We start from the raw sequence: 26,282 nt of genomic DNA, 5'->3' as shown, positions 1-26,282 counted from the left end.
CGCGAAATCCATAAGAAAACGGCCCATGGAGCTTCCACGGACCGTTCATTTCAAAGTTTGGTAAGGAAACTCTGAAGTCTACTTTGTGCCATACATGCGGTCACCGGCGTCGCCGAGGCCGGGCACGATATAACCCTTCTCGTTGAGATGGCTGTCGATCGCAGCGGTATAAATCTTGACGTCCGGATGGGCGCCCTGGAAATTCTTGATGCCTTCCGGAGCGGCTAGCAGGCAGAGGAAGCGGATGTTGTGAGCGCCGCGCTCCTTCAGCTTGTCCACCGCCGCGATCGAGGAATTGCCGGTCGCCAGCATCGGATCGACCACGATGATGAGCCGTTCGGCAATGTCTTCCGGCGCCTTGAAGTAATATTCGACCGGCTGCAGCGTTTCGTGGTCGCGATAGACGCCGATATGCGAGACGCGTGCCGAAGGCACAAGTTCGAGCATGCCCTCCAGAAGGCCGTTGCCGGCGCGCAGGATGGAGGCGAAGACGAGTTTCTTGCCTTCGACGACGGGCGCCTGCATTTCGGTAAGCGGCGTCTCGATCGTCTCCATGGTCAGTTCGAGGTCGCGGGTCACTTCATAGCAGAGCAGCATGGAAATCTCGCGCAGCAGCCGTCGGAAGCCGGCCGTCGAGGTTTCTTTCTTGCGCATGATCGTCAGCTTGTGCTGCACCAGCGGATGATCGATGACAGTGACGCCGTCCATGAGCTTCCCCTTATTCCTGCCTGTTCCTTCTTTTGAGGAAAAAGCCACGTTCCGCAAGCCGTCAGGCGCGTTTTGCGGCCTCGTCCCCAGCCTGTGCGTCGAAACGCGCCAGCAACCTGCAGCGCGTATCCTCGTCGACGAAGGCGGCCTCGAGCGCCGTGCGTGTCATGGTATCGATCTCCTGATCCGAAAATCCCATGATTTTCGAGGCAATCTCGTATTCGTGGGCCAGTGACGTACCGAAGAAGGGTGGATCGTCGGAATTGAGGCAGACACGCACGCCGGCGGCCTTGAGCCGCCTCAGCGGATGACTGTCGAAGTCCGGGAAGACGTTCAGAGCGATGTTGGAGCCCGGGCAGACCTCCAGCACGATGCCGAGATCGGCAAGACGCGCCACCAGCACCGGGTCTTCGATCGCACGCACGCCATGCCCGATCCGCGAAGGTTTTACGAGATCGAGTGCATCGGAGACACTGAAGGCACCGCAGACTTCTCCGGCATGGATCGTCAGCCCGAGTCCCGCATCGCGGGCGATGTCGAAAGCGCGCGCATAGTCGGCGACTCGGCCCATGCGCTCTTCGCCGGCCATGTTGAAGCCCGTCACCAGCGGGTTCTTTGCCCGTGCGGCATATTCTGCGGCGGCGATTACCCGGTCCGGACCGAAGTGCCGTTCGCCGGTGACGATGATGCGCGCCTCGATACCGGTCTTTTCACGCGCGGCATGGATACCGTCCGAGATGCCGGCAAGGTAGGCGTCGGCCCCGAGCCCGATCCGGTCGCCATGGTCCGGCGAGACGATGATCTCGCTATAGATCGCATTGGCGTCGGCAAGCTCCGTCAGGTAGGTCTCGGTCAGCAGTGCATAGTCGTCGGCCGTCTTGAAGAGGGCAGCGACTGCGTCATAACAGATGAGGAATTCGGCAAAGTCCGACCAGACATAGGCGCCGTTGCGCAAAATGTGGCTCGTATCGACGCCGTATTTTTTGGCCTGCGCTGCGGCAAGTGCCGGCGGCGCCGCGCCTTCGATGTGGCAATGGATTTCGGCCTTGAGAAGGTGCGCAGTCAAAGGAAGCTCCGTCCGTGCGGTCCCGGCGGGATGGAGAGGTGGGCGGCGATCGTCTCCGCGATATCCGCATAGGTCGACCTCAGCCCGATGGAACGGGAGCGTATTCCGGGGCCGAATGCCATGATCGGCACCCGTTCGCGGGTATGGTCGGTTCCGCGCCAGGTCGGATCGCAGCCGTGGTCGGCGGTGAGGATCACCAGATCGCCGGGCTTCAGCCGTCGGTGAATGTCCGGCAATGCGCGATCGAAGGCTTCGAGCGCCGCCGCATAGCCGGGAACGTCGCGGCGATGGCCGTAAAGCATGTCGAAATCGACGAAATTGGTGAAGACGAGATCGCCGACGGCTGCCTCGTCCATCGCGGAAAGCGTCGCGTCCATCAGGGCCGCATTGCCGTTTGCCTTGATCACGCGCGATACGCCTTGATGGGCAAAGATATCGCCGATCTTGCCGATGGCGTGTACCGATCGTCCCTCCTGGATCAATCGGTCGAGGAGTGTCGGTTCGGGCGGGGGAACGGAAAAGTCGCGGCGGTTGCCGGTGCGCTCGAAGGTTTCCGCCGTTTCGCCGACGAAGGGGCGCGCGATCACCCGGCCGATGTTGAGCGGGTCAAGCAGTTCGCGCACCACCTGGCAGAGCTTGATGAGCCGGTCGAGGCCGAAATGGGTCTCGTGGGCGGCGATCTGGAACACGGAGTCGCTTGAGGTATAGCAGATCGGTTTTCCGGTGCGGATATGTTCCTCTCCCAGGCGTGCGATGATCTCCGTGCCTGAAGCATGGCAATTGCCGAGAATGCCCGGAATATTGCCTTCCCGGCAGATCGCCTCGATCAGTTCGGGCAAAAACGCATCGCCCTCGCCCGGGAAATAACCCCAGTCGAACATCACTGGAGTTCCGGCGATCTCCCAATGCCCGGATGGCGTATCCTTGCCGCGGGAAACCTCGTTTGCCGCGCCATAGAGGCCGAAAACGCGCTCGGGCATCGGCATGCCGTCCGGATAGTTGCCGCTGGCAAGCTTGGCGATTTCGAGAAGTCCGAGCGAAGACATGTTCGGCAGGTGCAGCGGACCTTCCCGAAGGCCGGCCCGGTTGCCGGCGCCAGCGGCACAGAATTCCGCGATATGCCCGAGTGTGTTGGAACCCAGATCGCCGTAGTCTTCCGCATCGCGGGCGCCGCCCACGCCGAAGGAGTCGAGAACGAACAGGAAGGCACGTGCCATTGGTCACCCGGGTACTGAGATGCAATTCGGCCGGCATTTCTCAACCGGCATGGATTGCGACTCATATAACCGCAGACGTGGCTTGGCAAAGGGGATGGTGTTTCCCGGTCACCCGCAATCGGTACAGGAAATGCTGTCTCCGAAACGCTGGCGATAGAAAAATTCCTGGCTGATCGGGATTTCCTGCAGGTTTGTCGGCACGAGGCCGGACATGAACAGCAGGAGGTCGTGTTTCACCAGAACCTCGGATCGTATCAGGAAGGAACTGCCAAGGCGCATCTTCTCGGGGACATCGACCGGCGAGCCGACGGCATAGGGTGCGCCCTCGCCGTTCTGCCAGGACCATGCGACGATCGGGTTGCCGTCGGCATCGATTGTGACGCCGGTAATCTTGATGCTCAATTTGTTCGGTGTGTAGGGCACGAAAATGCTTGCGGCCAGATGCGGCATCGTCGCGAGAAAGGCCGTGTTCACGCTCGCCTCGCGGGCCACGAGGTCGGCGATGGTGTCGGCACTGTGCGTCACTCTCTTCGAGACGCTGAATCCGATCGTCAGCTCGAAGGAGGTGATGTAGAGGCTCAAGAGAAGCGGCGCGATAAGCGCGAATTCGACGGCTCCGACGCCGCGCCGGTCGGCAATGAACTGCCTGAGCGCGATGAGGAAGCCCTGTGGCCGCTTCTGCGATTGCGGTTTTTGCCCTTCCATCACGGATAGTCCTCGTTTCGGACGGTGGATGTCTGCACGATCAGGAAATAGTTGTCGCCGCTGGCGGGCTGGACATTGGTTATCAGGGGCCGGATCAGGTCTGTGATGACGTCCCAGCGATAGTAGGCGCGCACCATGTTGATGGTCTTCTGCGCGCCCGGCGAATAGGCGAACGCGGATGTATCCAGGTCACCGTCCGGCGTGAGAGGGACAGAGTCCGGTACATCCTCGAAGTCCGTGAAACTGCGGACGTCGAGCCATAGCTTGTTTGGCGTGCCGATCTCCGCCTCGCTGCACTTGATCATGATCGACACTTCGTCGCAGAAAGCGCGCCGGAATTCGGTGCTGCTGGTGTTGCCCGCGGTGATACTGCCGGTTCTGATCCTGCGCGCCATCGTGTCGACGGCGTTCCCTACGAGCTGCTCGCCGGTATAGGCGATGAAGGTCTCGATGATCGCGAAAATGATTATGAAGTAGGGGATGGCGAGCAGGGCGAATTCGATCGCCGCCGCACCGTCCCGCGAGCGGAGGATCCGCCGCCACGCTCCCTTGCGCCTGTTCCTCGCCGGCACAGGCGCACCCTCTCTGGTCTCGTCATGATCCTGGCACATGCTTTCCGCCCGACAGCCCTTTTGAGCGTCCGGATCGTACGTGGGGATTGTTGAGATTCCGTTGCCGCGATGGCTGGGAGTTTAACGACCTGTCCCCGATCAGGGCGAGGCGCTGCTGTTGCTGCTGGTGTCGTTCTTGAACTCCGCGTGCTGTTCGCAATTGGGCGTGCAGGACAGGACGGAACGGGCTGTCTGCCGGTAGACGCGCACGGTATTTCCCTCGTCGATCGAAACGAGGATGCGCTCGTCGGCAATCGCATTGCCTTCCGTATCGAGCAGCACGAGGTTCGTCGTCCCGAAGCTGCGGCCCGTGAGCACGATCGTGGTGGGATCCGCAACCGTGGCGTCGGCGACGTTCGAATTGCCGACGATGACCTTGCTGACCGGCCGGTCGAGCTTCAGCACGCGCGCGTGATTCATGAAGACGCGCAGCAGGCCGCTTTCCTGCTCTTCTTGTGCAGCGGCTTGTCCCGCAACGGCAGAGACCAGGCCGCCAAGGACGGCAAGTCGAAGCATGACGCTACGGAACAGCATGGAAGGCGGCCTTTGGATGCAGTTTATGGTTCGCAAAGAATGGATGCGATTGGTGAATGAAGAGTTAAGCGGCACATCTGGGCGACTTTGACATCTTCTTAACTTTCCGAATGGCCAATTGACCGGAGCAAGTCGCACCGGATCCTGATCGGAAAAAGTTCGTTAAGTCGCTGTAAAACAACTGATATTAGAAGTGACGATAGTCAATTCCCACCGCTCGAATGCCGCCTTTTTTCTTCTTCCTTCATTTACCACCCGAAGGGCAAATCCGCCGTTAACCGGATGGTAACACTGTTCCTTAAGCCGTTGGAAATCGTCGCTGTCTAGATTGCGTCCATCCGAACAACGGAAACAGTTGTCGGGAAGTGCTGAACAACAATCGTCGAGTATAGGAGAGTTCCATGTCCAAGATTTTCGCTCGTTTTTTGAAAGATGAGTCTGGCGCGACTGCCATCGAGTATGGTCTGATCGCTGCTCTCATCTCCGTCGCCCTGATTGCCGGTGCATCCACGCTTGGTGATAGCCTTGATGCGCAGTTCGAGCGTCTCGGAGGCATTGTGGCTGACCCTGAAGCTGCTGCTGCCGATTAAGCCCAGCAGATCCATCGCAATTCAGAGCCGCCCTCATTGGGCGGCTTTACTGCATTTGACGCCGGACCAATCCTCCGGTTTGGACAAAGACGCATTCTTGAAGGAGGGCGTACCTATGGCAAGCATGGTTGTTGCAGCCTTGGTCTTTTGTATCCTCCCTCTGGGACTGGCGCTTGCCGCCATCAGCGACCTTTTCACGATGACGATCCCCAATCGGATATCGATCGTGTTGCTGGGAGGCTTTTTGATCCTTGCGCCGCTCTCGGGCCTTGCCTGGCCGGACATCGGCATGAGCCTTGTCGCTGGTCTTGCCGTCTTCGGCGGCTGTTTCGCGCTTTTCGCGCTGAATGTCATGGGCGGGGGGGATGCCAAGCTCCTGACTGCCTCGGCCGTCTGGTACGGCTTCAATCATTCGCTTCTGGCCTTCCTGGTGACCGTCGGTTATGTCGGCGGCGCCGTCACGTTGATCTTCCTTCTGCTGCGCGTGCGGGCGAATTCGGTCATGGCGATGGGAATTCCGCTGCCGGCCTCGCTGGTGACGGCGAAGAAAATCCCTTATGGCATTGCTATTGCGATTGCCGGCTTCCTGACTTTTGAACAGGCGCCCATTTATTCGCTGGCCATGAATGCTTTCCAGTAAAGGTTAGTGCGATGGAAAGATCGCGTTAACCAGAATTGTAAGCTTCTCATTAACCATAATTACACCATTGGAGGCCATTCTCCGGAGGAATTAATGTTCCCCCAAGGAATGGCCATGAAGCCAACCCGTATCATCATTCTCGCGGTCGCCGTGGTGGCGGCGGGCCTCGCCGGCCTGCTGGCCGTGCGCCTTGCCGGCAAAAAAGGCTCCGAGCTGGTGGAAACCGTGATCCAGAAGGAGCCGACGGTCAGGGTTCTGGTTTCCGCCGAGAACCTGCCGGTCGGCAGCCGTTTGACCGAGAAGGCGGTCCATTGGCTTTCCTGGCCGAAGAACGGCATTGTCGAAGGCTTCATCACCGACGACAAGCGGCCGGATGCCATCACGGAACTGCAGGGCGTGGTCGTGCGCATGCCGCTGTTCAAGGGCGAGCCCGTCCGCGCCGAAAAGATCGCCGATTCATCGAGCCGCATCATGTCTTCGCTTCTGCCCTCCGGGAAGCGTGCCGTCGCCACCGAAATTTCGGTCGCCACGGGCGCCGGCGGCTTCGTCCTGCCGAATGACCGCGTCGACATCATCATGGTGCGCGAGGGCAGGGAAGGTGGCGGCTACATCACCGAAAACATCCTGAACAATATCCGTGTGCTGGCGATCGACCAGCAGATCCAGGAGAGCGAGGACGGCAAGAAGGCGGTTGTCGGCACGACTGCGACGCTTGAGCTCACGCCGGATCAGGCCAAGGTCATCGCAGTTGCCCAGCAGATGGCGTCGCGGCTGACGCTCGCGTTGCGCTCCGTGGCGGATTCGCAGGAAGCCGATACGGCCGCGGCCGACTACCTGTTGCATGGCGGCGATGGCAAGGCGGATATCCAGGTCATCAAATCGGGCGCGATCGTCGGGAGCACGGCGACGGCGGCGGCGCAAGCGAAATGAACGGAGCGGTCACGTGGGAAATCTGAAACGCAGGATTCGCAGCTCGGCAGCGGCGGGCATGGCTTTCTGCCTTGCCTTTTCCGGCGTTCCGGCCGATGTCGCGCCGGTCAGCCTCGCGCCGGCTCGGGCTCTTGCGGCAGATGCCAGCATTGTTCGCATAACCGATGGCGGACCCGGAACCCGCAAGCGACTGCAACTCGGCCTCAACAAGGCGCTGGTGGTGGATCTGCCGTCGGACGCTCATGACATTCTCGTCGCCGACCCCTCCATGGCCGATGCAGTGACGCGCACCTCGCGGCGCATCTATCTTTTCGGCAAGGCGGTGGGGCAGACCAATATCTTCGTTTTCGGGTCGCATGGCGAGGAGATCGTCAGCCTGGACGTGGAAATCGAACGCGACATCTCCGGCCTTCAGCAGAACCTTCGCCGCTTCCTGCCGGATTCCGATATCAAGGTCGAAATCATCTCCGACAACATCGTGCTCTCCGGCACGGTCCGGACGCCGCAGGATTCGGCCCAGGCGGAAAAGCTTGCCTCCGCCTTCCTGAGGGGCGGCGAGGCGACCACCCGAAACATCACCGCCCAGGGTAACTATGGTGATGCGGACATCTTCGCCGAAGACCGGCAGGTCTCGCAGATCGTCAATCTCCTGACGATCGAAGGCGAGGATCAGGTCACGCTGAAGGTCACCGTCGCCGAAGTCAGCCGCCAGGTGCTGAAACAGCTCGGTTTCAACGGGTCGGTATCGGGGCCTGACGGCTCGATCGCCTTCTCCAATCCTTCCAACCTCGGCAATGCGATCAACACCTTCGGGATGGCCTCCCTCGCTGGCACGATCGGCAACACCAGCCTTGCCACCTATATGAACGCCATGGAGCAGGCGGGTGTCATGCGCACGCTTGCCGAGCCGAGCCTGACGGCCATCTCCGGCCAGCAGGCGAAATTTTATGTCGGCGGCGAATTCCGCCTGCCTGCCGAACAGGAGGTCGGCCGCGACGAGGACACCGGCGCGCTGACCGTGACCCGCACGACCAACTCGGTCGATTACGGCATCGAACTCAATTTCAAGCCGGTTGTGCTGTCTCCGGGCCGCATTAGCCTGGTGATCGAGACCAATGTCTCCGAGCCGACCTATGAAGGCTCGGCCGTCACCGGCAATGGCAGCTCGCTTAGCGTTCAGGGCAACACCTATATGTCGATCCGCAAGCGCGAGGCTTCGACCACCGTCGAATTGCCGTCCGGCGGCTCGATCGTGATCGCCGGTCTGGTGCAGGACAATATCCGCCAGGCCATGTCCGGCCTTCCGGGCATCTCCAAGATTCCGGTCTTCGGCACCCTGTTCCGCAGCAAGGATTTCGTCCGCAACGAGACGGAACTCGTCATCATCGCGACGCCCTATCTCGTCCGTCCCGTTGCCCGCAGCGAAATCGCCCGGCCGGATGACAACTTCAACCCGGAAAACGATGCGGCAATGTATTTCCTCAATCGCGTGAACAAGATCTACGGCCGCAAGGAACCCGTCGCGGCGGGCCAGTACCACGGGGCGGTCGGTTTCATCTACAAGTGAGCGGTCATGGCTATTGAAACGAAGAAAATCTCCGCCGAAGGACAGGATGTCATGACCCAGGGCACGGTGAGGTCCCATCATAGCAGGATTGCCGCCGCCGCCGTGCTTGCGGCATCTGCAATACTCCTCTCGGCTTGTGGCAACGGCCAACTCACCACAGGCTCGATCCCCGATGATTATCGCACCCGTCATCCGATCGTGCTGGCGGAAGGCGAATATACCCTCGATATCCCCGTGGCTTCCGGCGATGCCCGGCTTTCGACGGGCATGAAGGACACGGTGCGGGGGTTTGCGCAGAGTTTTGCGTCCTCGCCGGCCGGCATAATGCAGATCCAGGTGCCGCACGGCTCCTACAATGCCGGCGCGGCCCAGCATCTGGCGGCTGAAATCCGTCGCACGCTGACAGCAGCGGGCGTCCAGCCCCACAAGATCCTGATGAGCAGCTATGCGGCCTCTCCGAACGGCGACGCAGCGCCCATCCGGCTCGCCTATGTGACGACCAAACCGATGACGAACCAGTGCGGCGAGTGGCCGGCGGATCTGTCGGACAGCACGTTCGGCAACAAGAACTGGTACAATTTCGGCTGTGCCAGTCAGAATAACCTAGCCGCCCAGGTCGCCAATCCCACAGACCTCATCGCGCCGCGCGGCATGACACCGATCGATGCGACGCAGCGCGCAAAGGTCATCAGCGATTATCGCGGCGAATCGACCAGCAACACGACACCGTAGGCCAGGAGACCGGAGAAGAAGATGAGTCCGATCAACTACGAGATCCGAACTCCCGGTGAAGACGAACGGTTTGCCGAGGAGGCCGAGCGCCAGGGAGATCTGGACACGCTGCGTCCGCTTCCGCGCATATCGATCCACGCATTCTGCGAAAGCGAGGCCATGCAGCGGATGATGGACCGCATGGCGCGCGATCGCCGCATGGCCAAGGTCAATCTGCGCGTGACGATCGGCGGCACCGACGCCGCGGCCAACATGTTCGCGTCCACCCCGACGCCGAACCTGATCATCCTCGAAACCGAGACCGATCCGAAAAACCTGCTCGATGAACTGACACCGCTTGCCGAGGTCTGCGATCCCTCGACACGGGTCATCATCGTCGGCCGCTATAACGATATCGCTTTGTACCGCGAGCTTATCCGCAACGGCATTTCCGAATATCTCGTCGGGCCGGTGCAGATGCAGGACATGCTGGCATCGATCTCTGCGATCTTCGTCGATCCGGAAGCCGAGCCGCTCGGCAGGTCGATCGCCTTCATCGGCGCAAAGGGCGGCGTGGGGTCCTCGACCATTGCCCATAACTGCGCCTTCGGTATTTCGAACCTCTTCTCGACCGAGACCATTCTCGCCGACCTCGACCTGCCTTTCGGCACGGCCAATATCGATTTTGACCAGGACCCGGCCCAGGGTATTGCGGAAGCCGTTTTTGCGCCCGAACGCCTCGACGAGGTCTTCCTCGACCGTCTGCTCACCAAATGCTCCGAGCATCTGTCTCTGTTGGCCGCGCCTTCGCTGCTTGATCGCGCCTACGATTTCGAGCGAGGCGCCTTCACGCCGATCATCGAGCTGCTGCAGCGCAGCGCGCCGGTCGCGGTGCTCGATCTCCCGCATGGCTGGACGGAATGGACGCGCGCCGTCCTGTCCGAAGTGGACGAAGTGGTGATCTGCGCCGTTCCCGATCTCGCCAACCTGCGCAATACCAAGAACATGATCGACGCGCTGAAGAAGCTCCGGCCGAATGATCGCCCGCCGCACCTCATCCTCAATCAGGTCGGCATGCCGAAGCGCCCGGAAATTGCGCCCGTCGACTTCATCGAGCCGTTGGAGATCGAGCCGATCGCCATCCTGCCTTTCGATGTGCAGCTTTTCGGCAACGCCGCCAATAGCGGCCGGATGATTTCCGAGATCGATGCGAAATCGCCAGCCGCCGAAACCTTCTCGCAGATCGCTCATATCGTCACGGGTCGTGTAGCGATGAAGAAGGCAAAGAAGGGCGGCCTCGGCAATATTCTCGGGATGCTGTCCCGCAGGAAGGCATAAGGCATGTTCGGAAAACGCGGAAACGAGGGGTTTGGGAAAAGTGCGGCCGGGCTTGCGCCGCCGCCGACTGTCACGTCCACTCCGGCCACGCCCGCAATGGCAAGGCCTCTGGCCCCGGAAGTCCTCGCCGAACCCATGCGGGACCCGGCCGTCCAGCGCCAGCCGGTTTCATCGCCGACGCTCGCTCCCCAGGCTCCGGCCCGCAGGAAGCCGGTTCGCACCGAGCTCTATTACGATACGAAGAGCCAGGTTTTTTCGGCGCTGATCGATACGATCGACCTTTCCCAGCTTGCCAAGCTGGATGCCGAGAGTGCGCGCGAGGAAATCCGCGACATCGTCAACGACATCATCACGATCAAGAATTTCGCGATGTCGATTTCCGAGCAGGAGGAACTGCTCGAGGACATCTGCAACGACGTTTTGGGCTACGGTCCGCTGGAGCCGTTGCTCGCCCGTGACGACATCGCCGACATCATGGTGAACGGTGCCGGCCAGACCTTCATCGAAGTCGGCGGCAAGACGATCGAATCCGATATCCGCTTCCGCGACAACGCCCAGCTTCTGTCGATCTGCCAGCGCATCGTCAGCCAGGTGGGCCGTCGTGTCGACGAATCCTCGCCGATCTGCGACGCGCGCCTGCCGGACGGTTCGCGCGTAAACGTCATCGCGCCGCCGCTTGCGATCGACGGCCCGGCGCTCACCATCCGCAAGTTCAAGAAGGACAAGCTGAACCTCGACCAACTCGTCAAGTTCGGGGCGATCACGCCGGAAGGCGCGGTCCTGCTGCAGATCATCGGGCGGGTTCGCTGCAACATCGTCATCTCCGGCGGCACGGGCTCGGGCAAGACGACGCTTCTGAACTGCCTCACCAACTACATCGACAAGGAAGAGCGGGTCATCACCTGCGAGGATACGGCCGAACTTCAGCTGCAGCAGCCGCATGTGGTGCGCCTGGAAACCCGTCCGCCGAACATCGAAGGCGAGGGCGAGATCACCATGCGCGACCTCGTGAAGAATTGCCTGCGCATGCGTCCCGAACGCATCATCGTCGGCGAAGTGCGTGGACCGGAAGTCTTTGATTTGCTGCAGGCGATGAACACCGGCCACGACGGTTCGATGGGCACGATCCACGCCAACACGCCGCGCGAATGTCTGAGCCGCATGGAATCGATGATCGCCATGGGCGGCTATTCGCTGCCAGCCAAGACAGTGCGCGAGATCATCACCGGCTCGATCGACGTTATCATCCAGGCCGCCCGCCTGCGCGACGGTTCGCGCCGCATCACCCAGATTACCGAGGTGATCGGCATGGAAGGCGACGTGATCGTGACCCAGGATCTGATGCGCTACGAGATCGAGGGTGAGGATGCGAATGGCCGGCTGATCGGCCAGCATGTGTCGACGGGCATCGCCAAGCCGCATTTCTGGGATCGCGCCCGCTATTTCAATGAGGAAAAGCGCCTGGCCGCGGCGCTCGACGCGATGGAACGGTCCAAGGACTGAAGGCAGAGGAGAACACGCCATGTTCGGGCTGGATATCACTGTCGTAGCGATCATCGCCCTCGTGGCAATCGCTGCGGCTGCGGTCTGTTACGGCCTCCTGTTCTCCCGCATGGAAGTGGAAAAGAAGGCCGATACGCGGCTGAGCCGGGTCAAGGCCGCCGAGACGGACTTTGCCAAAGCCAACGCGGCCCGCGATCGCGTTCAGGAACTCTCCAAGCGCCGCAAATCCGTGCAGGATTCGCTGAAGGATCTCGAGAAGAAGCAGGAAGAGAAGAGCAGGAAGCTGGGCGATGGCAGCTTGAAATCCAGGCTCGCCCAGACAGGTCTGCCGCTGACCGTGGGGCGCTTCTATGTGTTCAGCGCCCTTTTCGGCGTTTTCGTCTTTCTGGTGACCCTGATAGCGGGCCTGCCCATGCTGGCGGCGATCGGAGCGGCTTTCGTCTCGACCGTCGGTCTGCCGCGCTGGGTGATCGGCTACCTGGTCAAGCGCCGCCAGCGGAAGTTCCTCGACGAATTCCCGAATGCGCTTGATGTCATGGTGCGCTCGATCAAATCCGGCCTGCCGCTCAACGATGCGCTGCGCCTGATCGCATCCGACGGCCAGGAGCCGGTGAAGGCGGAATTCCGCCGGGTGGTGGAATCCCAGCAGGTGAGTTTGAGCATTCCCGAAGCCTGCACGCGCATGATGTTGACCATGCCGCTGCCGGAGGTGAATTTCTTTTCCATCGTCATCACCATCCAGAGCCAGGCAGGTGGCAACTTGTCCGAAGCGCTTGGCAATCTTTCGAGGGTGCTGCGCGACCGCAAGAAGATGAAGGCCAAGGTCAGCGCCCTTTCCATGGAAGCGAAAGCCTCGGCGGTTATCATCGGCGCGCTGCCCTTCATCGTGGCGCTGCTCGTCTATCTCACGTCGCCCGACTATATCGCGATCCTCTTCACGGATCCGCGCGGCCACCTGATCCTCTTGTTTTCCGGTGTCTGGATGTCGATCGGCATTTTCGTCATGCGCAACATGATCAATTTCGACATCTGAGGAGGGGCCATGAAGGGACTTGCGACCACGCTGACCGATCCGACCCTGCTTCTGGCCGTCCTCGTGGCGGTTGCGGTTTTCGCGACGCTCTACACGCTGGCGAGCCCGTTCCTTGAAAAGGGAAATCTCGAAAAGCGCATGAAGGCCGTTTCCACCGAGCGAGAGCAGATCCGCGCCCGCGAGCGGGCCCGGATGAATGCCGAGCAATCGAAGACGTCGCTGCGTGCACAGAACAACCAATCCGTCCGCCAGATCGTCGAGCGTTTCAACCTGCGCAAGGCGCTGGTCGATGACAACACGGTCAACAAGCTGCGCGCCGCGGGTCTCCGGTCGCAGAATGCCCTCAACATCTTCCTGGTGGCGCGCTTCCTGCTGCCCTTCGTCTTTCTGACGGCAGCGGTGATCTGGATCTTCGTGCTTGGCAATCTTGCCTCACGCCCGTTCCCGATTCGCATGCTGGCGGCGATCGGTTTTGCCTATGTCGGCTTCTACGCACCGAACATCTACGTCACCAACCTCATGAACAAACGCCAGCATTCCATCAAGCGCGCCTGGCCGGATGCGCTCGACCTGATGCTGATCTGCGTCGAATCGGGGATTTCCATGGAAGCGGCCATGCGCCGGGTCGCAGAGGAAATGGCGCAGCAGTCGCCGCCGCTTGCCGAGGAAATGGTGCTGACGATGGCCGAGCTCTCCTTCCTGCAGGACCGTCGTACCGCTTTGGAAAATCTTGGGCTGCGTACCCAGCTCGATATCGTGAAGTCTGTCACCCAGGCACTCATTCAGGCGGAACGCTACGGTACGCCGATCGCCCAGGCGCTCCGTGTGCTCGCCCAGGAGGGCCGCGACGAGCGCATGAACGAGGCGGAGAAGAAGGCGGCGGCCCTGCCGCCGAAGCTCACCGTGCCGATGATCCTGTTCTTCCTGCCGGTGCTGATCGCTGTCATTCTCGGTCCTGCCGGCATCCAGGTTGCCGACAAATTCTGACCCTTTCGGCCCTATGCCCCTGCATCCCGGTTGCCGGGTCGCCTGAACATGAGCTGAATTCCGGTTTCAGAACGCATTCAGGAGCGTCTTGCTAGTGTCCTCACAGGTCGCGGCAATCCCGGTCCCATCGGCCAGAGCCGTTGAACGCGACATCGAATTCGGAGGAATCACTCATGCTGACAAGGCTTTGCATAAACCTCGTCCTGATCGGCGGCATCGTCACCGTGGTCTCGCGTCTTCTCTGACGGCGGCGCCACGTGAGCGTTGGCAGAAGAGATCGGTAGGACCTGCCAATATGATCGCCTGCGGGACTCGGCCGGAGCATTGCCAGGGTCTCGCTGCCTGTCCGTGTGGTGTGTTGATCCTAGCTCGGCAGGCCGAAGATCTTTTCAAGCCCTTCCCAGGTCTCGTCCATCGCATAGGCTCCGAGGAAGGGCAGGCCCACATGGCCATAGAGAAGCGAGAGCTGCCATTCCGCTGTTTCTTCATCGATATTGGCGACCTGCTGCAGGTAGATCACGGAAGCGAGGCCGGTGCGATCGGCGCCGCCCTGGCAATGGATCAGGATCGGCTTCGGTGCATCGTGCAGCAGGGCGATGAGCTTTTCGCTCTCCTCGGGAGAGAGCTGCCGCATGGCCGACATGCGGAAATCGATATGCTGGACGCCGAGACGGTCGGTAGCGGCAACCTCGTCCTTGTACCATTCCCTTTGGCTGGAGCCCCGCAGATTGAGGACGGTCTTGATGCCGTACCGCTTGATATAGTCGGTGAGGGCGCTCGCCGTGGGCTGTGCCGAGCGATAGAGCTGCCCGGGCAGAACTTCATGGAAGTTGCCGGTCAGTTGGAGAATGCCGAGATAAGCGCCGGTCGACAGCAGGATTGCTGCAGACAGCATTGCAGATCGCTTGAAGAATTTCCACATGGCCACCGTCCCTTTGGCGACGACCATCGTAATGGATTGCGGCAATTTTAGAATGGTTCTTGAATATTAATTTGTGGCGGTTTTTGCCTTGCTGTCCTTGTCGGCGAGCTTGGCCCAGGAACTCCGCTGCGAAAGCATTGCGCGCAGGTAGGTGACGTTGGCATCCGCCTGCTGCTGCGAGAGCTCCCGGCGGGCGATCTCTTCGGCTTCCGCAAAACGGCCCTGCAGGCCGACGACGAGCGCAAGGTTCTGGCGCACCCGGCTATCGGCGGCTGGTTGGCCGGCGGCGTTGCGCATATAGGTTTCGGCCGTCCTGAGGTCGCCGGAGAGCACGTAGGACATGCCGAGATTGGAGATCACGCTCGGCTCGTTCGGCTGCGCATCGAGCGCCAGACGATATTTCTGGCGCGCCTCTTCCGAGCGGCCGAGCTGGTCGAGCACGGCGCCTTCCGCCGAATAGAGTCTCCAGTCGGGATGATCCGGCGTCTGGGCCCGGTTGATCGTCGCGAGTGCCTGTTCGAGCTGGCCGGCGGCGGCCTGCGCCTTGCCGTAGGCGGCAAGCACGTCGCGGTCGGCCGGATGGGCGATCGCCACCTGCTGCATCACGGCAAGCGCCTGCGAGGTCTTGCCCGTCATGCCGAGCACGGTTGCGTATCTCAGGCCGATCTCCTTGTTTTTCGGATCACGGACATAGGCGGCACCGATCGATTTCTCCGTGTTCGAAAGCTCCGTTGCATTCATCCCTTCCAGCGACGCGGCGGAAATCCGCGGGATCGAGCCGGTCGTCCGCGCGTCCGGCTTTGTGGCGCAACCTGCAACCGAAAGCGCCAGAAGTGCGATTGCGGCCGTCCGGGCGAAGCAGGTCTTGCGGAATGTCGGGGCGGCAGGGGCGGTCATCGTGCGGGTCTCGTCGTGGTCCGGTGCCGGCGCTTTTTCGTTTTTCGATCCGGCGGCGGGCGTATGGCGCATTTCCACTCCAGCAATAAACTGTTAACCCTAACAGACCGTTAAACCCAACGATTCCAGACGCTTCCGAAGGCTCGCCCCATGACCCCCTATCAGTATATCGAACGTCCGTCTCCCTTCAGCGCGAAAGGCGCGGTGACAAAGCCGGTTCATGCCGTCACGCCCGCAGATCTGGAAGCGGGGAAATTTAATCCCGCAGCGCTTGCCTGGGCGAAAGCGGCGGGTTTCAAGGCGGAGGCCGGCGCGCTTCTTCTCGTGCCGGGTGGTGATGGGGAGGTCGCCAGTGCCTTCTTTGGCCTCGGCAGTGATCCGTCGGAAGCGCCCTTCATGACCGGGAAGCTTTCAAAACTCCTTCCGCCCGGAGACTGGCATGTCGAGACGACGGCGCTGGCCGCGGATCATCTCGCTCTCGGCTATGGTCTCGGCACCTATGGCTTCAACCGCTACAAGTCCGACAAGCAGAAGGATGTCCGGTTTTCCGTATCGGAAGCGGCCGATTCCGCCGATATCGAGCGTCAGCTCGCGGGTGTCTTCCTGGCCCGCGACCTCGTCAACATCCCGACGAACGAAATGGGCCCGGCCGAGCTGGAAGCGGCTTTCCGGGCGCTTGGCGAGCACTATGGTGCAACCGTCACCTCGATCGTCGGCGAAGACCTCTTGAAGCAGAATTTTCCGCTGGTCCACACGGTCGGTCGCGCCAGCGTTTCGCCGCCGCGTCTGCTCGAGCTGCGCTGGGGCGAAAAGGGCCATCCGCGTGTGACGCTGGTCGGCAAGGGCGTCTGCTTCGATACCGGCGGCCTCGACATCAAGGGCGCCGCGAACATGGCCCTGATGAAGAAGGACATGGGCGGCGCCGCCAATGTCATGGGCCTTGCCCTGATGATTATGGATGCCGGCCTGAAGATCGATCTGCAGGTGTTGGTGCCGGCGATCGAGAACGCCATTTCCGGCAATGCCTTCCGTCCCGGTGATATCTACAGGAGCCGCAAGGGCGTCACCGTGCAGATCGACAATACCGATGCCGAAGGCCGGCTCATCCTTGCCGATGCGCTCGCCTATGCGGACGAGAACCCACCGGACCTGATGATCGACATGTCTACGCTAACGGGGGCTGCCCGCGTCGCGCTCGGCACGGAGCTTGCGCCCTATTTCACGGATGACGAAGCGCTCTCGGCGAAACTCATGGAAGCTTCGAAGGAGGAAGTCGATCCCATGTGGCGCCTGCCGCTCTGGATGGGCTACGACAAGGATATCCGCTCCCGCGCCGCCGATATTACCAACTCCCCTTCCGGCGGCATGGCCGGCGCCATTACCGCGGCACTTTTCCTGAAGCGGTTCGTCACGGCGACGAAAAGCTGGGCGCATTTCGATATCTACGCCTGGGTTCTGGCCGACAAGCCGCATGTACCCGTCGGCGGCGAAGCCTTTGCCATCCGCGCACTCTACAAGGTGATCCGCGGCATGGCGGCAAGATGATTCGCCAGCGAAACGAACCGGTAAGACCTTCGCTCTAAAATTCGAGGGATTTGGATCAGAGGGCGAAAATGCCGGTTGAACTGACGGCGACGGAAGCTTTGGGCCTCTGGCGCCGGGTCTCGCTGGAGCAGGTGCGGCATGACGGGCGCGATCTGACATTGCGCCAGATGTCCATCCTGCTGCATATTTATCTCGTGCCGCCGCCGCATACGGTGCGCGGGCTCGCCGCCACGCTGGGCGTTACCAAGCCAGTCGTCACCCGCGCGCTGGATACGATGGGCGAGATGGGCCTGGTGGACCGCGAACGCGACGAGCGCGACCGCCGCAACGTCGTCATCAAGCGCACGGTGGCTGGTGCACTGTTTCTTGAAAAACTGGGTGACCTGATCATCCGGGAAGGCCGCAAGCCCGGAGCTTGAAGAATGATGGAAATACTCGACAGACGCCTGCATGCCTTCCGCCCCGATCTCGCCGACGAGACGTTGAAAGGAAGTGTCGAGGCCGCGAATTTCGTTCGTGGCGAGCCGGCTCGTATTGCAGTGCCGGTGGCGCAACTGCGTCCCGGACCTGATCTTGCTCGCGGCATCGATACCGAACTTCTGTTCGGTGAAACTGTGCGGGTTTTCGACCGCGCCGGCGGTTTTGCCTGGGTTCAGGCGGATCAGGACCGCTATGTCGGTTACCTGCCGGAAACGATGCTCGGCAGCCCGGAGGAGCCGACCCATCGCATCGCCGTCCAGCGAACGTTCCTTTATCCCGAGCCGGAATTGCGAAAGCCACCGACCGCAACCCTCTCCATGGGCAGTCGCATCACGGTGGTCGGCGATGTGGAGACCCGTGGCACCCGCTATTTCGTGCTTTCGACCGGCGAGGCGGTGATTGCCCGTCATTGCCTGCCTGTCGCCGAGACCATGGGCGACGACTATGTCGCGGTGGCGGAGAAATTCATCGAGACCCCCTATCTCTGGGGTGGCCGTTCCGGCTTCGGCCTCGACTGCTCGGCCCTGGTGCAGCTTTCGCTGATGATGGTCGGAAAATCCGCACCGCGCGATTCCGACATGCAGGTTTCGATCGGCTCGGCCATCACCCGCGAGGAACTTCGCCGCGGCGACCTGGTTTTCTGGAAGGGTCATGTGGGCATCATGGAGAACGAGCAAACGCTTCTTCATGCCAACGGCCATACGATGAGCGTCGCCCGCGAAGGCTTCGAAGAGGCGGTGAAGCGTATCGGGTGGCTGTACGAACAGCCGACAGGCTATCGCCGTTTGGGATAACCGGCGATGATCACGCAAACGTGGGAACAGTCCCATGGAATGAAAACCTTGCCGTCCATATCTTGGATTCATCCGTGGGTTTCGCGGATGAGGAGTGAGATCGTGATGCTCAAGGGTGCGTGGATATTGCCGGCCGTGATGTTCGTGGCACTGCTTGTTGCCGCGCTTTTCCCCATGGATGTCTTTGCCGCGGATCGCGATGAATTCCGCAGGAGCCAGCCGACCTATTTCAAGAACCTTCCGGGCGTGGTGCCGGAGGAAGAGCGCGTAAGGCGTGATTCCTACACCTGCTCCAGCGATATCGAATATGTCTATCGGCCGCGCGGCAGATACGACATCCTCTATGGCGACGTTGCACCGACCCGCATCTATCGTTGCAGGACGGAAGGTGGCGCAACCTTTTCCGGAACCGATTTGCCGAATACCCAATGGGTTCCGGGCCTGAACCCGCGCCATCTGCCCGAATAGGGCAATCTTTTTTCAAAGCCCGCTTCGGAAAAGACCGGATATTGCGATCTCTCGCGAGGTCATTGACGATGTCTCGCGGCTGCCCCACAACCTTCTGATAGTAAATTTGGTGCACCGGGAGGAGACGAGGTGTTCCACGCAAGCATGAAATTCGCCCTTGGCGAGGAGGTCGAGGCCGTGCACGAGACGGTTCATCGTTTCGCGCAGGAGAAACTGGCGCCGCGCGCCGAAGAGATCGATCGCAGCAACGAATTCGCCCGCGATCTCTGGCCGCAACTGGGGAGCCTCGGCTTGCTCGGCATCACTGCCAATCCGGATTTCGGCGGCTCGGGCCTTGGCTATCTTGCCCATGTCGTGGTCGTCGAGGAGCTCGCCCGTGCTTCCGCCTCGACCTCGCTCAGCTATGGCGCCCATTCCAACCTCTGCGTCAATCAGGTCAACCGCAACGGCAATGCCGAGCAGAAGGCGCGCTACCTGCCGAAACTCTGCTCAGGCGAACATGTCGGCGCGCTCGCCATGTCGGAGCCCGGCGCCGGCTCGGACGTCGTGTCCATGAAGCTCAGGGCGGAAAAGCGCGGTGACCGTTACGTGCTGAACGGCAGCAAGATGTGGATCACCAACGGCCCGGACGCGGATGTGCTGGTGGTTTATGCCAAGACCGACCCGGCTGCGGGACCAAAGGGGATTACCGCTTTCCTCATCGAGAAAGGCTTCAAGGGGTTCTCGACCGCCCAGAAACTCGACAAGCTCGGCATGCGAGGCTCCAATACCTGCGAACTGGTATTCCAGGATTGCGAGGTGCCGGCCGAAAACGTCATGGGCATGGAAGGCGGCGGCGTCAGGGTTCTCATGTCCGGCCTCGATTACGAGCGCGTCGTGCTCGCCGGCATCGGTGTCGGCATCATGCATGCCTGTCTCGATGTGGTCATGCCCTATGTCCATGAGCGAAAGCAGTTCGGCCAGCCGATCGGCGAGTTCCAGCTCATCCAGGCCAAGGTCGCCGACATGTATACGGCGATGAATTCCGCCCGCGCCTATGTCTATGCGGTCGCCGGCGCCTGCGATCGCGGCGAGGTAACGAGGCAGGATGCCGCCGCCTGCTGCCTTTATGCCTCGGAACAGGCGACGCAACAGGCGCTCCAGGCAATCCAGGTGCTCGGCGGCAACGGTTATATCAACGACAATCCGACCGGCCGGCTGCTGCGCGACGCCAAGCTGATGGAGATCGGTGCCGGCACGTCCGAAATCCGCCGCATGCTGATCGGCCGCGAACTCTTCAGGGAGACCGCCTGATGGCCGTCATTCGCTCGCAGGTCAATTTGAGGAGCGAGCTGGCCGAAGCCAATCGCGCCGCCATGCATGCGAAACTCGTGGAGATCGAGGCCGCCGTGGCGCTGGCCGAGGCTGGTGGCGGCGAGGAAGCGCGGGCGCGGCATGTCAAACGCGGCAAGCTTTTGCCGCGCGAGCGCATCGCAAGGCTTCTGGATCACGGCTCGCCGTTCCTCGAAGTGGGCGCCACCGCGGCGCACGGGCTTTATGGCGGCGCCAGCCCTTCGGCCGGCATCGTCACCGGCATTGGCCGGGTCGAGGGCCGCGAGGTGATGATCGTCGCCAACGATGCGACGGCTAAGGGCGGCACCTACTATCCGATGACGGTGAAGAAGCATCTGCGCGCCCAGGAGATCGCCGAGGAAAACCGCCTGCCTTGCGTCTATCTGGTCGATTCCGGCGGCGCCAACCTGCCGAACCAGGACGAGGTCTTTCCGGACCGGGATCATTTCGGCCGCATCTTCTACAATCAGGCGCGCATGTCGGCCAGGGGCATTGCCCAGATCGCCGCGGTCATGGGTTCCTGTACGGCGGGCGGAGCCTATGTGCCTGCCATGTCCGACGAGGCGATCATCGTCAGGGACCAGGGCACGATTTTCCTGGCCGGCCCGCCGCTGGTGAAGGCGGCGACAGGCGAGGAGGTGAGCGCCGAAGATCTCGGCGGCGGTGATGTCCACACAAGGCTTTCCGGCGTTGCGGACCATCTTGCCCGCGATGACGCCCATGCGCTGGCGCTGGTCCGCCGCGCGGTCGCCGGCCTCAATATCCGCAAGCCGGAAACCGTCGTGCTGGAAAAGCCGGAGGAGCCTCTCTACGATCCGGAAGAGATCGCCGCGATCGTACCGGCCTCTCTTTCGACGCCTTATGACATCCGTGAGGTGATCGCCCGGATCGTCGATGGCTCCCGTTTCGATGAATTCAAGGCGCGGTACGGCACGACGCTGGTCTGCGGTTTCGCCCACGTCTTCGGAATTCCCGTCGGCATCGTGGCCAACAACGGCGTGCTCTTCTCCGAAAGCGCGCAGAAGGGCGCGCATTTCATCGAACTCTGCTCGCAGCGGAGAATCCCGCTCGTCTTCCTGCAGAACATCACCGGCTTCATGGTCGGGCGGCGCTATGAGGCGGAAGGCATTGCCAAGCACGGCGCCAAGCTGGTGACCGCTGTCGCCACCACGTCGGTACCGAAGGTAACGATCCTGGTCGGCGGCTCCTTCGGCGCCGGCAATTACGGCATGGCGGGACGTGCCTATTCGCCGCGTTTCCTCTGGACCTGGCCGAACAGTCGCATCTCGGTCATGGGCGGCCCGCAGGCGGCCGGCGTGCTGGCGACGGTCAGGCGCGAGGCGATCGAACGCGGCGGCAAGTCGTGGAGTGCCGAAGAGGAGGCGGCGTTCAAACAGCCGGTGCTCGACCGGTTCGAGGAGCAGAGCCACCCGCTCTATGCCTCCGCAAGGCTTTGGGACGACGGCATCATCCATCCGGCGAAGACGCGACAAGTCCTGGCTCTCAGCCTCTCCGCCGCGCTCAACGCGCCGATCGAGGACACACGCTTCGGCGTGTTCCGCATGTGAGGCGCTGATGATGATCAGGAAAGTCCTCATAGCCAATCGCGGCGAGATCGCCTGTCGGATCATCCGCACCTGCCATCGTTTGGGTGTTGCGACGGTTGCCGTCTATTCGGATGCCGATCGCGATGCGTTGCATGTCGCGTTTGCCGGCGAGGCGGTGCACATCGGCCCGTCGCCTGCGTCTGAAAGTTACCTGAGCGGCGACAGGATCATCGAAGCGGCCTTCCGCGCCGGCGCCGATGCCATCCATCCCGGCTACGGGTTTCTCTCGGAGAACCCGGACTTCGCCGAAGCGGTCACGGCCGCCGGCCTCCGCTTCATCGGTCCTTCCGGCGCGGCCATCCGCGCCATGGGCCTGAAGGATGCCGCCAAGGCGCTGATGGAACAGGCGGGCATGCCGGTGGTGCCGGGTTATCACGGGACCGATCAGAACCCGGATTTCCTGCTGGGCGAGGCCGAGCGCATCGGCTTCCCCGTCCTCATCAAGGCGCGCGCCGGCGGCGGCGGCAAGGGCATGCGACGGGTCGAGAGCGCGGCGGCCTTCAGGGATGCCTTGGCGTCTGCCCAGCGCGAGGCGCTGGCCGCCTTTGGGGATGCCTCCTGCCTCATCGAAAAATACATTACTCATCCGCGCCATATCGAGATTCAGGTGTTCGGCGACGACCACGGCAATGTCGTGCATCTCTTCGAGCGCGACTGCTCGCTCCAGCGTCGCCACCAGAAGGTCATCGAGGAAGCGCCGGCTCCCGGCATGCTGGAGGATATGCGTCGCGTCATGGGCGAGGCGGCGGTCAAGGCGGCGCAAGCGATCGGTTACTCCGGCGCCGGCACGGTCGAGTTCATCGCGGACAGTTCCGAGGGGCTGAAACCCGACCGCTTCTGGTTCATGGAGATGAACACGCGGCTGCAGGTGGAGCATCCGGTGACGGAGGCGATCACCGGGGTCGATCTGGTCGAGTGGCAGTTGCGCGTGGTATCCGGTGAGCCGTTGCCGAAGCGGCAGGACGAGCTTTCGATCGATGGCTGGGCCTTCGAGGCGCGGCTCTATGCCGAGGATGCCGAACGCGGTTTTTTGCCCGCCATCGGCATGCTGGCCCATCTCGATCTGCCGGAGGATCTGGCTCGCATCGACAGCGGCGTGCACGCTGGCGACCATATCTCGCCTTTCTACGATCCGATGATCGCCAAGGTGATCACGCACGGACCGGATCGCGCCACAGCCTTGTCCCGGCTTTCGACGGCCCTGGCCGAAGTCCGCGCCACCGGTGTCGAGACCAATGCATCCTTTCTCCGCCGGCTGGCGAACGAGCCGGATTTCGCGGAAGGCAATCCCGATACCGGCCTGATCGAGCGTCATCTGGCCGAACTGACGATGGCGCATCCTGCCCCTTCCGAGGTCGTCGCATTGGCCGCGCTCAGCCTTTCGGGTGCCCTGGAGCCGGCCGCTCCCAATGATCCCTGGGCAAGACTGCCAGGTTTCCGCCTGTGGTCCGAAGCGGCCGATTTCGTGACGCTCGACCATCGCGGGCATCACGTTGCGGTCTCGTTCAGCAGGAGAGGCGAGGGCGCCTATGCCGCGACCGTCGATGGCAGAGACATCGACCTGCATCCCGGCCGTTCGGGCGACGCGTATCTCACCGAAACCGATGGTCGAAAACATCGGCTGCATGCGATCCGGGGCGACCGTGACGTCACCGTTTTCAAGGGTGGCGAGAGCTGGCATTTCAGTCTTGTCGATCCGCTTGCCGGCGATCAGGAGGAGGCGGGGGCAGGCGACCGGATCGTCGCGCCCATGCCGGGACTTGTGAAGCTCCTGCGGGCGGCGGTGGGAGCCGATGTCTCCAGGGGAGAGACGCTGGCGGTGATGGAGGCGATGAAAATGGAACTGGCGCTTTCCGCCCCCCGCGACGGCAGGATTGCCGAAGTGCTGGTCGCGGAAGGCGAGCAGGTGCTGGAAGCAGCGGTCCTGCTGGTGCTGGAGCCACCCCCGGAGACAGACCATGGCTGAGTTCGTCCGCATCCACGAAGTCGGACCGCGCGACGGGTTGCAGAACGAAGAGCGGATCATCCCGGCGGCCGACAAGATCCGGCTGGTCGACATGCTCTCCGCCTGCGGTTTCGAGAGGATCGAGGTGACGAGCTTCGTGCGCGCCGACCGGGTGCCGCAGATGGCGGATGGCGCGGACGTCATGGCCGGCATTAGCCGCCGGCCCGGCACGCGCTACACCGTGCTGACGCCCAACCTGCGCGGCTACGAGGCAGCACTTGCCGCGAGGGCGGACGAAGTCGCGGTCTTCGCCTCCGCTTCGGAAGGCTTCAGCCGGAAGAACATCAATTGCAGCATCGCCGAGAGCTTCGAGCGTTTCGCGCCGCTGATCTGGAGGGCAGGGGCGGATGGCGTTCCGGTGCGCGGCTACGTCTCCTGCGTCGTCGACTGCCCCTATGACGGCCCGACGCCGCCGGCGCAGGTCGCGGAGGTGGCCGAGCGGTTGCGGCGTCTCGGCTGCTGCGAAATCTCGCTCGGCGATACGATCGGCACGGGCACGCCGGAACGTGTCGCCGCCATGCTCGACGCCGTGCTGGAGCGGCTGCCGGCGCTGGAATTGGCAGGGCATTTCCACGACACCAACGGCCGCGCCATCGACAACATCACGGTCGCGCTCGAAAAGGGGCTCAGGGTCTTCGATGCGGCGGCGGGCGGGCTCGGCGGCTGCCCGTATGCGCCGGGCGCCGAAGGCAATGTCGCGACAGGCAAGACGGTCGATCATCTGGTGGCTCTCGGCTTCGAGACGGGGATCGATCGCGACCGGCTGGCGGAGGCGGAAGCCTTTGCCCGCAGCTTGAGGGGAGCGCGCTGATGAGCGGCTACGACACGCTGATGCTGGAGACGGATGCGCGCGGCGTAGCAATGCTGACGCTGAACCGCCCGGACAAGCACAATGCGATGAACGCCGCGATGATCGCGGAACTTGCCGATGCGGCGACAAGGCTTGCGGCGGACGAGGCGGTGCGGGTCGTGGTGCTGGCGTCCTCCGGCCCGACCTTCTGCGCCGGCGGAGATCTGCAATGGATGCGCGATCAGGCGCGGAAGGACCGGCAGGGCAAGATCGAGGGCGCGACGGCGCTGGCACTGATGCTGAAGGCGCTGGACGAGCTGCCGAAGCCGTTGATCGGCCGGGTGCAGGGCAACGCTTTCGGCGGCGGCATCGGCCTGATGGCGGTCTGCGACATCGTGATCACTGTGGAAGGTGCCGAGTTCGCGCTCACCGAAACGCGGCTCGGACTGATCCCGGCGACGATCGGCCCCTATGTCGTGCGCCGCATCGGCGAGGGCCATGCGCGCCATCTCTTCCTCAACGCCCGCCGTTTTGACGCGGTCATGGCCCGCGAGATCGGCCTCGTCTCGGCTGTCCACCCCACGGGTGAACTCGATGTGCCGGTCGAGGAGGAGGTCGAGGCCTTTCTGGATTGTGCGCCCGGCGCGGTTTCCAGCGCCAAGAGCCTCGTGCGGAGCCTTGCCAGGGGAACCGCCGGCGATCCGCTTGCCTGCAGCATCGGCCTGCTCGCCGACCGCTGGGAAAGCGATGAAGGCCGCGCCGGCATCGATGCCTTCCTGAACAGACGTCCGATGCCCTGGGCACCGAAGTGAGACCCGATTGCTGCCGGGCGATATCATCGGGCAGACTCGTCCCTTGGTGATGGTCGGTTTTCTTTCGTCATCCTCGGGCGAACGATCCTCGGGTTGAACTCGAGGAGAGACCCGAGGATCGGACGGGGCGCTGAAAGCTGCCTCTTAAGTTTTAGTTTTGGGTAGCACCTCTCAGCGCCCCGTTCGGCGGTTTATGCCCGCGACTCCGGTCCCTCTGCGATGACGGGGTTTGTGGGAACGGTGGCGTGTCCCTCCTTGAAAGGAAGGCGTCATGCACGCCCTTGTACTTACAATGCCGCAGGCCATGACTACCCCAGGCACGTCTTCCACCTGCGCCGCGCGGCCCGGGTTTAGAAAAACCCTCGGACGCCGCATGGCGCTGTCCCGTCACCCTCCAATGCCTCACAGGCACGCCCGGCGCATAATGCAAGGAAGCGAAACGAGACGTCGGCCCGACAGCGTCTCATCCGCCCCACGTCGCCGGAGGGAG

26 protein-coding genes are annotated in these 26,282 nt (G+C 62.3%); 18 read left to right on the top strand and 8 right to left on the bottom strand.

Going from position 1 to position 26,282, the window contains the following annotated elements; genetic code table 11:
- Positions 1-78: 78 nt before the first annotated feature.
- The 6 genes from upp to ABK249_RS26865 form a co-directional block, all read right to left on the bottom strand.
- Positions 79-708 carry a uracil phosphoribosyltransferase gene (gene upp / locus ABK249_RS26890; RefSeq protein ID WP_037159594.1) on the bottom strand — a complete coding sequence of 210 codons (630 nt, stop codon included), beginning with the start codon at positions 706-708 and terminating at the stop codon, positions 79-81.
- A gap of 61 nt (positions 709-769) precedes the next feature.
- Positions 770-1,774 (bottom strand): adenosine deaminase, encoded by a 1,005-nt coding sequence (locus ABK249_RS26885; protein ID WP_037159590.1) that lies wholly within the window; start codon positions 1,772-1,774, stop codon positions 770-772.
- Positions 1,771-2,991, bottom strand: a complete 1,221-nt coding sequence (locus ABK249_RS26880; protein ID WP_348864556.1) for a phosphopentomutase — start codon at positions 2,989-2,991, stop codon at positions 1,771-1,773. The genes ABK249_RS26885 and ABK249_RS26880 overlap by 4 nt, the downstream gene beginning before the upstream one ends.
- Before the next feature lie 108 nt (positions 2,992-3,099).
- Complete coding sequence (locus tag ABK249_RS26875) at positions 3,100-3,696, bottom strand: TadE/TadG family type IV pilus assembly protein (protein WP_348864555.1); 597 nt, start codon at positions 3,694-3,696, stop codon at positions 3,100-3,102.
- On the bottom strand, positions 3,696-4,307 hold the full coding sequence (locus ABK249_RS26870) for a TadE/TadG family type IV pilus assembly protein (RefSeq protein WP_037159583.1): 612 nt from the start codon (positions 4,305-4,307) through the stop codon (positions 3,696-3,698). The genes ABK249_RS26875 and ABK249_RS26870 overlap by 1 nt, the downstream gene beginning before the upstream one ends.
- 99 nt (positions 4,308-4,406) lie before the next feature.
- Positions 4,407-4,841, bottom strand: coding sequence for a pilus assembly protein N-terminal domain-containing protein (locus ABK249_RS26865; RefSeq protein WP_081953035.1), 435 nt, complete (start codon positions 4,839-4,841; stop codon positions 4,407-4,409).
- Positions 4,842-5,242: 401 nt separating this feature from the next.
- On the opposite strand from ABK249_RS26865, the gene ABK249_RS26860 reads away from it, so the two are divergent.
- From ABK249_RS26860 to ABK249_RS26820, 9 genes are all read left to right on the top strand, one after another.
- Entirely contained in the window at positions 5,243-5,431 is a 189-nt protein-coding gene (locus tag ABK249_RS26860; protein WP_037159579.1) for a Flp family type IVb pilin, read from the top strand.
- 115 nt (positions 5,432-5,546) lie between these two features.
- The gene (locus ABK249_RS26855) at positions 5,547-6,071 is read left to right on the top strand and encodes an A24 family peptidase (protein WP_415926490.1); all 525 of its coding nucleotides are present in this window, start codon (positions 5,547-5,549) and stop codon (positions 6,069-6,071) included.
- A 114-nt stretch (positions 6,072-6,185) separates the two neighbouring features.
- Entirely contained in the window at positions 6,186-7,001 is an 816-nt protein-coding gene (gene cpaB, locus ABK249_RS26850) for a Flp pilus assembly protein CpaB (RefSeq protein WP_037160135.1), read from the top strand.
- 58 nt (positions 7,002-7,059) lie between these two features.
- A complete protein-coding gene (locus ABK249_RS26845; RefSeq protein WP_265105900.1) occupies positions 7,060-8,568 on the top strand; it encodes a type II and III secretion system protein family protein in 1,509 nt (502 codons plus the stop codon).
- Positions 8,569-8,574: 6 nt separating this feature from the next.
- On the top strand, positions 8,575-9,300 hold the full coding sequence (locus ABK249_RS26840; protein ID WP_348864554.1) for a CpaD family pilus assembly protein: 726 nt from the start codon (positions 8,575-8,577) through the stop codon (positions 9,298-9,300).
- Between the two features lie 21 nt (positions 9,301-9,321).
- On the top strand, positions 9,322-10,617 hold the full coding sequence (locus tag ABK249_RS26835; protein WP_037159573.1) for an AAA family ATPase: 1,296 nt from the start codon (positions 9,322-9,324) through the stop codon (positions 10,615-10,617).
- Between the two features lie 3 nt (positions 10,618-10,620).
- Positions 10,621-12,120: a CpaF family protein gene (locus tag ABK249_RS26830; RefSeq protein WP_037159570.1), complete on the top strand. Its 1,500-nt coding sequence runs from the start codon at positions 10,621-10,623 to the stop codon at positions 12,118-12,120.
- Positions 12,121-12,139: 19 nt separating this feature from the next.
- A complete protein-coding gene (locus tag ABK249_RS26825; RefSeq protein WP_037159567.1) occupies positions 12,140-13,153 on the top strand; it encodes a type II secretion system F family protein in 1,014 nt (337 codons plus the stop codon).
- A gap of 9 nt (positions 13,154-13,162) precedes the next feature.
- Positions 13,163-14,140, top strand: coding sequence for a type II secretion system F family protein (locus ABK249_RS26820; RefSeq protein ID WP_037159563.1), 978 nt, complete (start codon positions 13,163-13,165; stop codon positions 14,138-14,140).
- A gap of 364 nt (positions 14,141-14,504) precedes the next feature.
- Here the strand turns inward: ABK249_RS26820 and ABK249_RS26815 are convergent, their stop codons facing one another.
- A complete protein-coding gene (locus tag ABK249_RS26815; RefSeq protein ID WP_320443045.1) occupies positions 14,505-15,107 on the bottom strand; it encodes a dual specificity protein phosphatase family protein in 603 nt (200 codons plus the stop codon).
- A 21-nt stretch (positions 15,108-15,128) separates the two neighbouring features.
- Positions 15,129-15,959, bottom strand: coding sequence for a tetratricopeptide repeat protein (locus ABK249_RS26810; RefSeq protein ID WP_348864598.1), 831 nt, complete (start codon positions 15,957-15,959; stop codon positions 15,129-15,131).
- A 150-nt stretch (positions 15,960-16,109) separates the two neighbouring features.
- Between ABK249_RS26810 and ABK249_RS26805 the strand changes: the two genes are divergently transcribed.
- From ABK249_RS26805 to ABK249_RS26765, 9 genes are all read left to right on the top strand, one after another.
- A complete protein-coding gene (locus ABK249_RS26805; protein ID WP_348864553.1) occupies positions 16,110-17,504 on the top strand; it encodes a leucyl aminopeptidase family protein in 1,395 nt (464 codons plus the stop codon).
- 68 nt (positions 17,505-17,572) lie between these two features.
- The gene (locus ABK249_RS26800) at positions 17,573-17,923 is read left to right on the top strand and encodes a MarR family transcriptional regulator (protein WP_037159557.1); all 351 of its coding nucleotides are present in this window, start codon (positions 17,573-17,575) and stop codon (positions 17,921-17,923) included.
- Positions 17,924-17,929: 6 nt separating this feature from the next.
- Positions 17,930-18,778, top strand: coding sequence for a C40 family peptidase (locus ABK249_RS26795; protein ID WP_348864597.1), 849 nt, complete (start codon positions 17,930-17,932; stop codon positions 18,776-18,778).
- A gap of 102 nt (positions 18,779-18,880) precedes the next feature.
- On the top strand, positions 18,881-19,246 hold the full coding sequence (locus tag ABK249_RS26790; RefSeq protein WP_348864552.1) for a hypothetical protein: 366 nt from the start codon (positions 18,881-18,883) through the stop codon (positions 19,244-19,246).
- Between the two features lie 144 nt (positions 19,247-19,390).
- A complete protein-coding gene (locus tag ABK249_RS26785; RefSeq protein WP_348864551.1) occupies positions 19,391-20,539 on the top strand; it encodes an isovaleryl-CoA dehydrogenase in 1,149 nt (382 codons plus the stop codon).
- On the top strand, positions 20,539-22,146 hold the full coding sequence (locus ABK249_RS26780) for a carboxyl transferase domain-containing protein (protein WP_348864550.1): 1,608 nt from the start codon (positions 20,539-20,541) through the stop codon (positions 22,144-22,146). Before ABK249_RS26785 ends, ABK249_RS26780 begins: the two co-directional genes overlap by 1 nt.
- Positions 22,147-22,156: 10 nt before the next feature.
- Entirely contained in the window at positions 22,157-24,151 is a 1,995-nt protein-coding gene (locus ABK249_RS26775; RefSeq protein WP_348864596.1) for an acetyl/propionyl/methylcrotonyl-CoA carboxylase subunit alpha, read from the top strand.
- Positions 24,144-25,001 carry a hydroxymethylglutaryl-CoA lyase gene (locus ABK249_RS26770; protein ID WP_037159542.1) on the top strand — a complete coding sequence of 286 codons (858 nt, stop codon included), beginning with the start codon at positions 24,144-24,146 and terminating at the stop codon, positions 24,999-25,001. The genes ABK249_RS26775 and ABK249_RS26770 overlap by 8 nt, the downstream gene beginning before the upstream one ends.
- Positions 25,001-25,792 (top strand): crotonase/enoyl-CoA hydratase family protein, encoded by a 792-nt coding sequence (locus ABK249_RS26765; RefSeq protein ID WP_037159539.1) that lies wholly within the window; start codon positions 25,001-25,003, stop codon positions 25,790-25,792. The genes ABK249_RS26770 and ABK249_RS26765 overlap by 1 nt, the downstream gene beginning before the upstream one ends.
- Positions 25,793-26,282 lie beyond the last annotated feature (490 nt).

The organism is Neorhizobium phenanthreniclasticum, assembly GCF_040066075.1.
GTDB classification, from domain to species: Bacteria; Pseudomonadota; Alphaproteobacteria; order Rhizobiales; family Rhizobiaceae; genus Neorhizobium; species Neorhizobium petrolearium.
The sequence above is the reverse complement of the archived record's forward strand: the minus strand, read 5'-3'. Positions and strand labels throughout refer to the sequence as shown.

What these genes read in the sequence shown, in the direction of transcription:
- ABK249_RS26805 (WP_348864553.1), top strand. Translation starts at nt 16,110, where the DNA reads ATGACCCCCTATCAGTATATCGAACGTCCGTCTCCCTTCAGCGCGAAA.
- ABK249_RS26785 (WP_348864551.1), top strand. Translation starts at nt 19,391, where the DNA reads ATGAAATTCGCCCTTGGCGAGGAGGTCGAGGCCGTGCACGAGACGGTT.
- upp (WP_037159594.1), bottom strand. Translation starts at nt 708, where the DNA reads ATGGACGGCGTCACTGTCATCGATCATCCGCTGGTGCAGCACAAGCTG.
- ABK249_RS26825 (WP_037159567.1), top strand. Translation starts at nt 12,140, where the DNA reads ATGTTCGGGCTGGATATCACTGTCGTAGCGATCATCGCCCTCGTGGCA.
- ABK249_RS26780 (WP_348864550.1), top strand. Translation starts at nt 20,539, where the DNA reads ATGGCCGTCATTCGCTCGCAGGTCAATTTGAGGAGCGAGCTGGCCGAA.
- ABK249_RS26795 (WP_348864597.1), top strand. Translation starts at nt 17,930, where the DNA reads ATGGAAATACTCGACAGACGCCTGCATGCCTTCCGCCCCGATCTCGCC.
- ABK249_RS26830 (WP_037159570.1), top strand. Translation starts at nt 10,621, where the DNA reads ATGTTCGGAAAACGCGGAAACGAGGGGTTTGGGAAAAGTGCGGCCGGG.
- ABK249_RS26810 (WP_348864598.1), bottom strand. Translation starts at nt 15,959, where the DNA reads ATGACCGCCCCTGCCGCCCCGACATTCCGCAAGACCTGCTTCGCCCGG.
- ABK249_RS26770 (WP_037159542.1), top strand. Translation starts at nt 24,144, where the DNA reads ATGGCTGAGTTCGTCCGCATCCACGAAGTCGGACCGCGCGACGGGTTG.
- ABK249_RS26870 (WP_037159583.1), bottom strand. Translation starts at nt 4,307, where the DNA reads ATGTGCCAGGATCATGACGAGACCAGAGAGGGTGCGCCTGTGCCGGCG.
- ABK249_RS26800 (WP_037159557.1), top strand. Translation starts at nt 17,573, where the DNA reads ATGCCGGTTGAACTGACGGCGACGGAAGCTTTGGGCCTCTGGCGCCGG.
- ABK249_RS26880 (WP_348864556.1), bottom strand. Translation starts at nt 2,991, where the DNA reads ATGGCACGTGCCTTCCTGTTCGTTCTCGACTCCTTCGGCGTGGGCGGC.
- ABK249_RS26875 (WP_348864555.1), bottom strand. Translation starts at nt 3,696, where the DNA reads ATGGAAGGGCAAAAACCGCAATCGCAGAAGCGGCCACAGGGCTTCCTC.
- ABK249_RS26855 (WP_415926490.1), top strand. Translation starts at nt 5,547, where the DNA reads ATGGCAAGCATGGTTGTTGCAGCCTTGGTCTTTTGTATCCTCCCTCTG.
- cpaB (WP_037160135.1), top strand. Translation starts at nt 6,186, where the DNA reads ATGAAGCCAACCCGTATCATCATTCTCGCGGTCGCCGTGGTGGCGGCG.
- ABK249_RS26820 (WP_037159563.1), top strand. Translation starts at nt 13,163, where the DNA reads ATGAAGGGACTTGCGACCACGCTGACCGATCCGACCCTGCTTCTGGCC.
- ABK249_RS26865 (WP_081953035.1), bottom strand. Translation starts at nt 4,841, where the DNA reads ATGCTGTTCCGTAGCGTCATGCTTCGACTTGCCGTCCTTGGCGGCCTG.
- ABK249_RS26765 (WP_037159539.1), top strand. Translation starts at nt 25,001, where the DNA reads ATGAGCGGCTACGACACGCTGATGCTGGAGACGGATGCGCGCGGCGTA.
- ABK249_RS26840 (WP_348864554.1), top strand. Translation starts at nt 8,575, where the DNA reads ATGGCTATTGAAACGAAGAAAATCTCCGCCGAAGGACAGGATGTCATG.
- ABK249_RS26860 (WP_037159579.1), top strand. Translation starts at nt 5,243, where the DNA reads ATGTCCAAGATTTTCGCTCGTTTTTTGAAAGATGAGTCTGGCGCGACT.
- ABK249_RS26845 (WP_265105900.1), top strand. Translation starts at nt 7,060, where the DNA reads ATGGCTTTCTGCCTTGCCTTTTCCGGCGTTCCGGCCGATGTCGCGCCG.
- ABK249_RS26835 (WP_037159573.1), top strand. Translation starts at nt 9,322, where the DNA reads ATGAGTCCGATCAACTACGAGATCCGAACTCCCGGTGAAGACGAACGG.
- ABK249_RS26775 (WP_348864596.1), top strand. Translation starts at nt 22,157, where the DNA reads ATGATCAGGAAAGTCCTCATAGCCAATCGCGGCGAGATCGCCTGTCGG.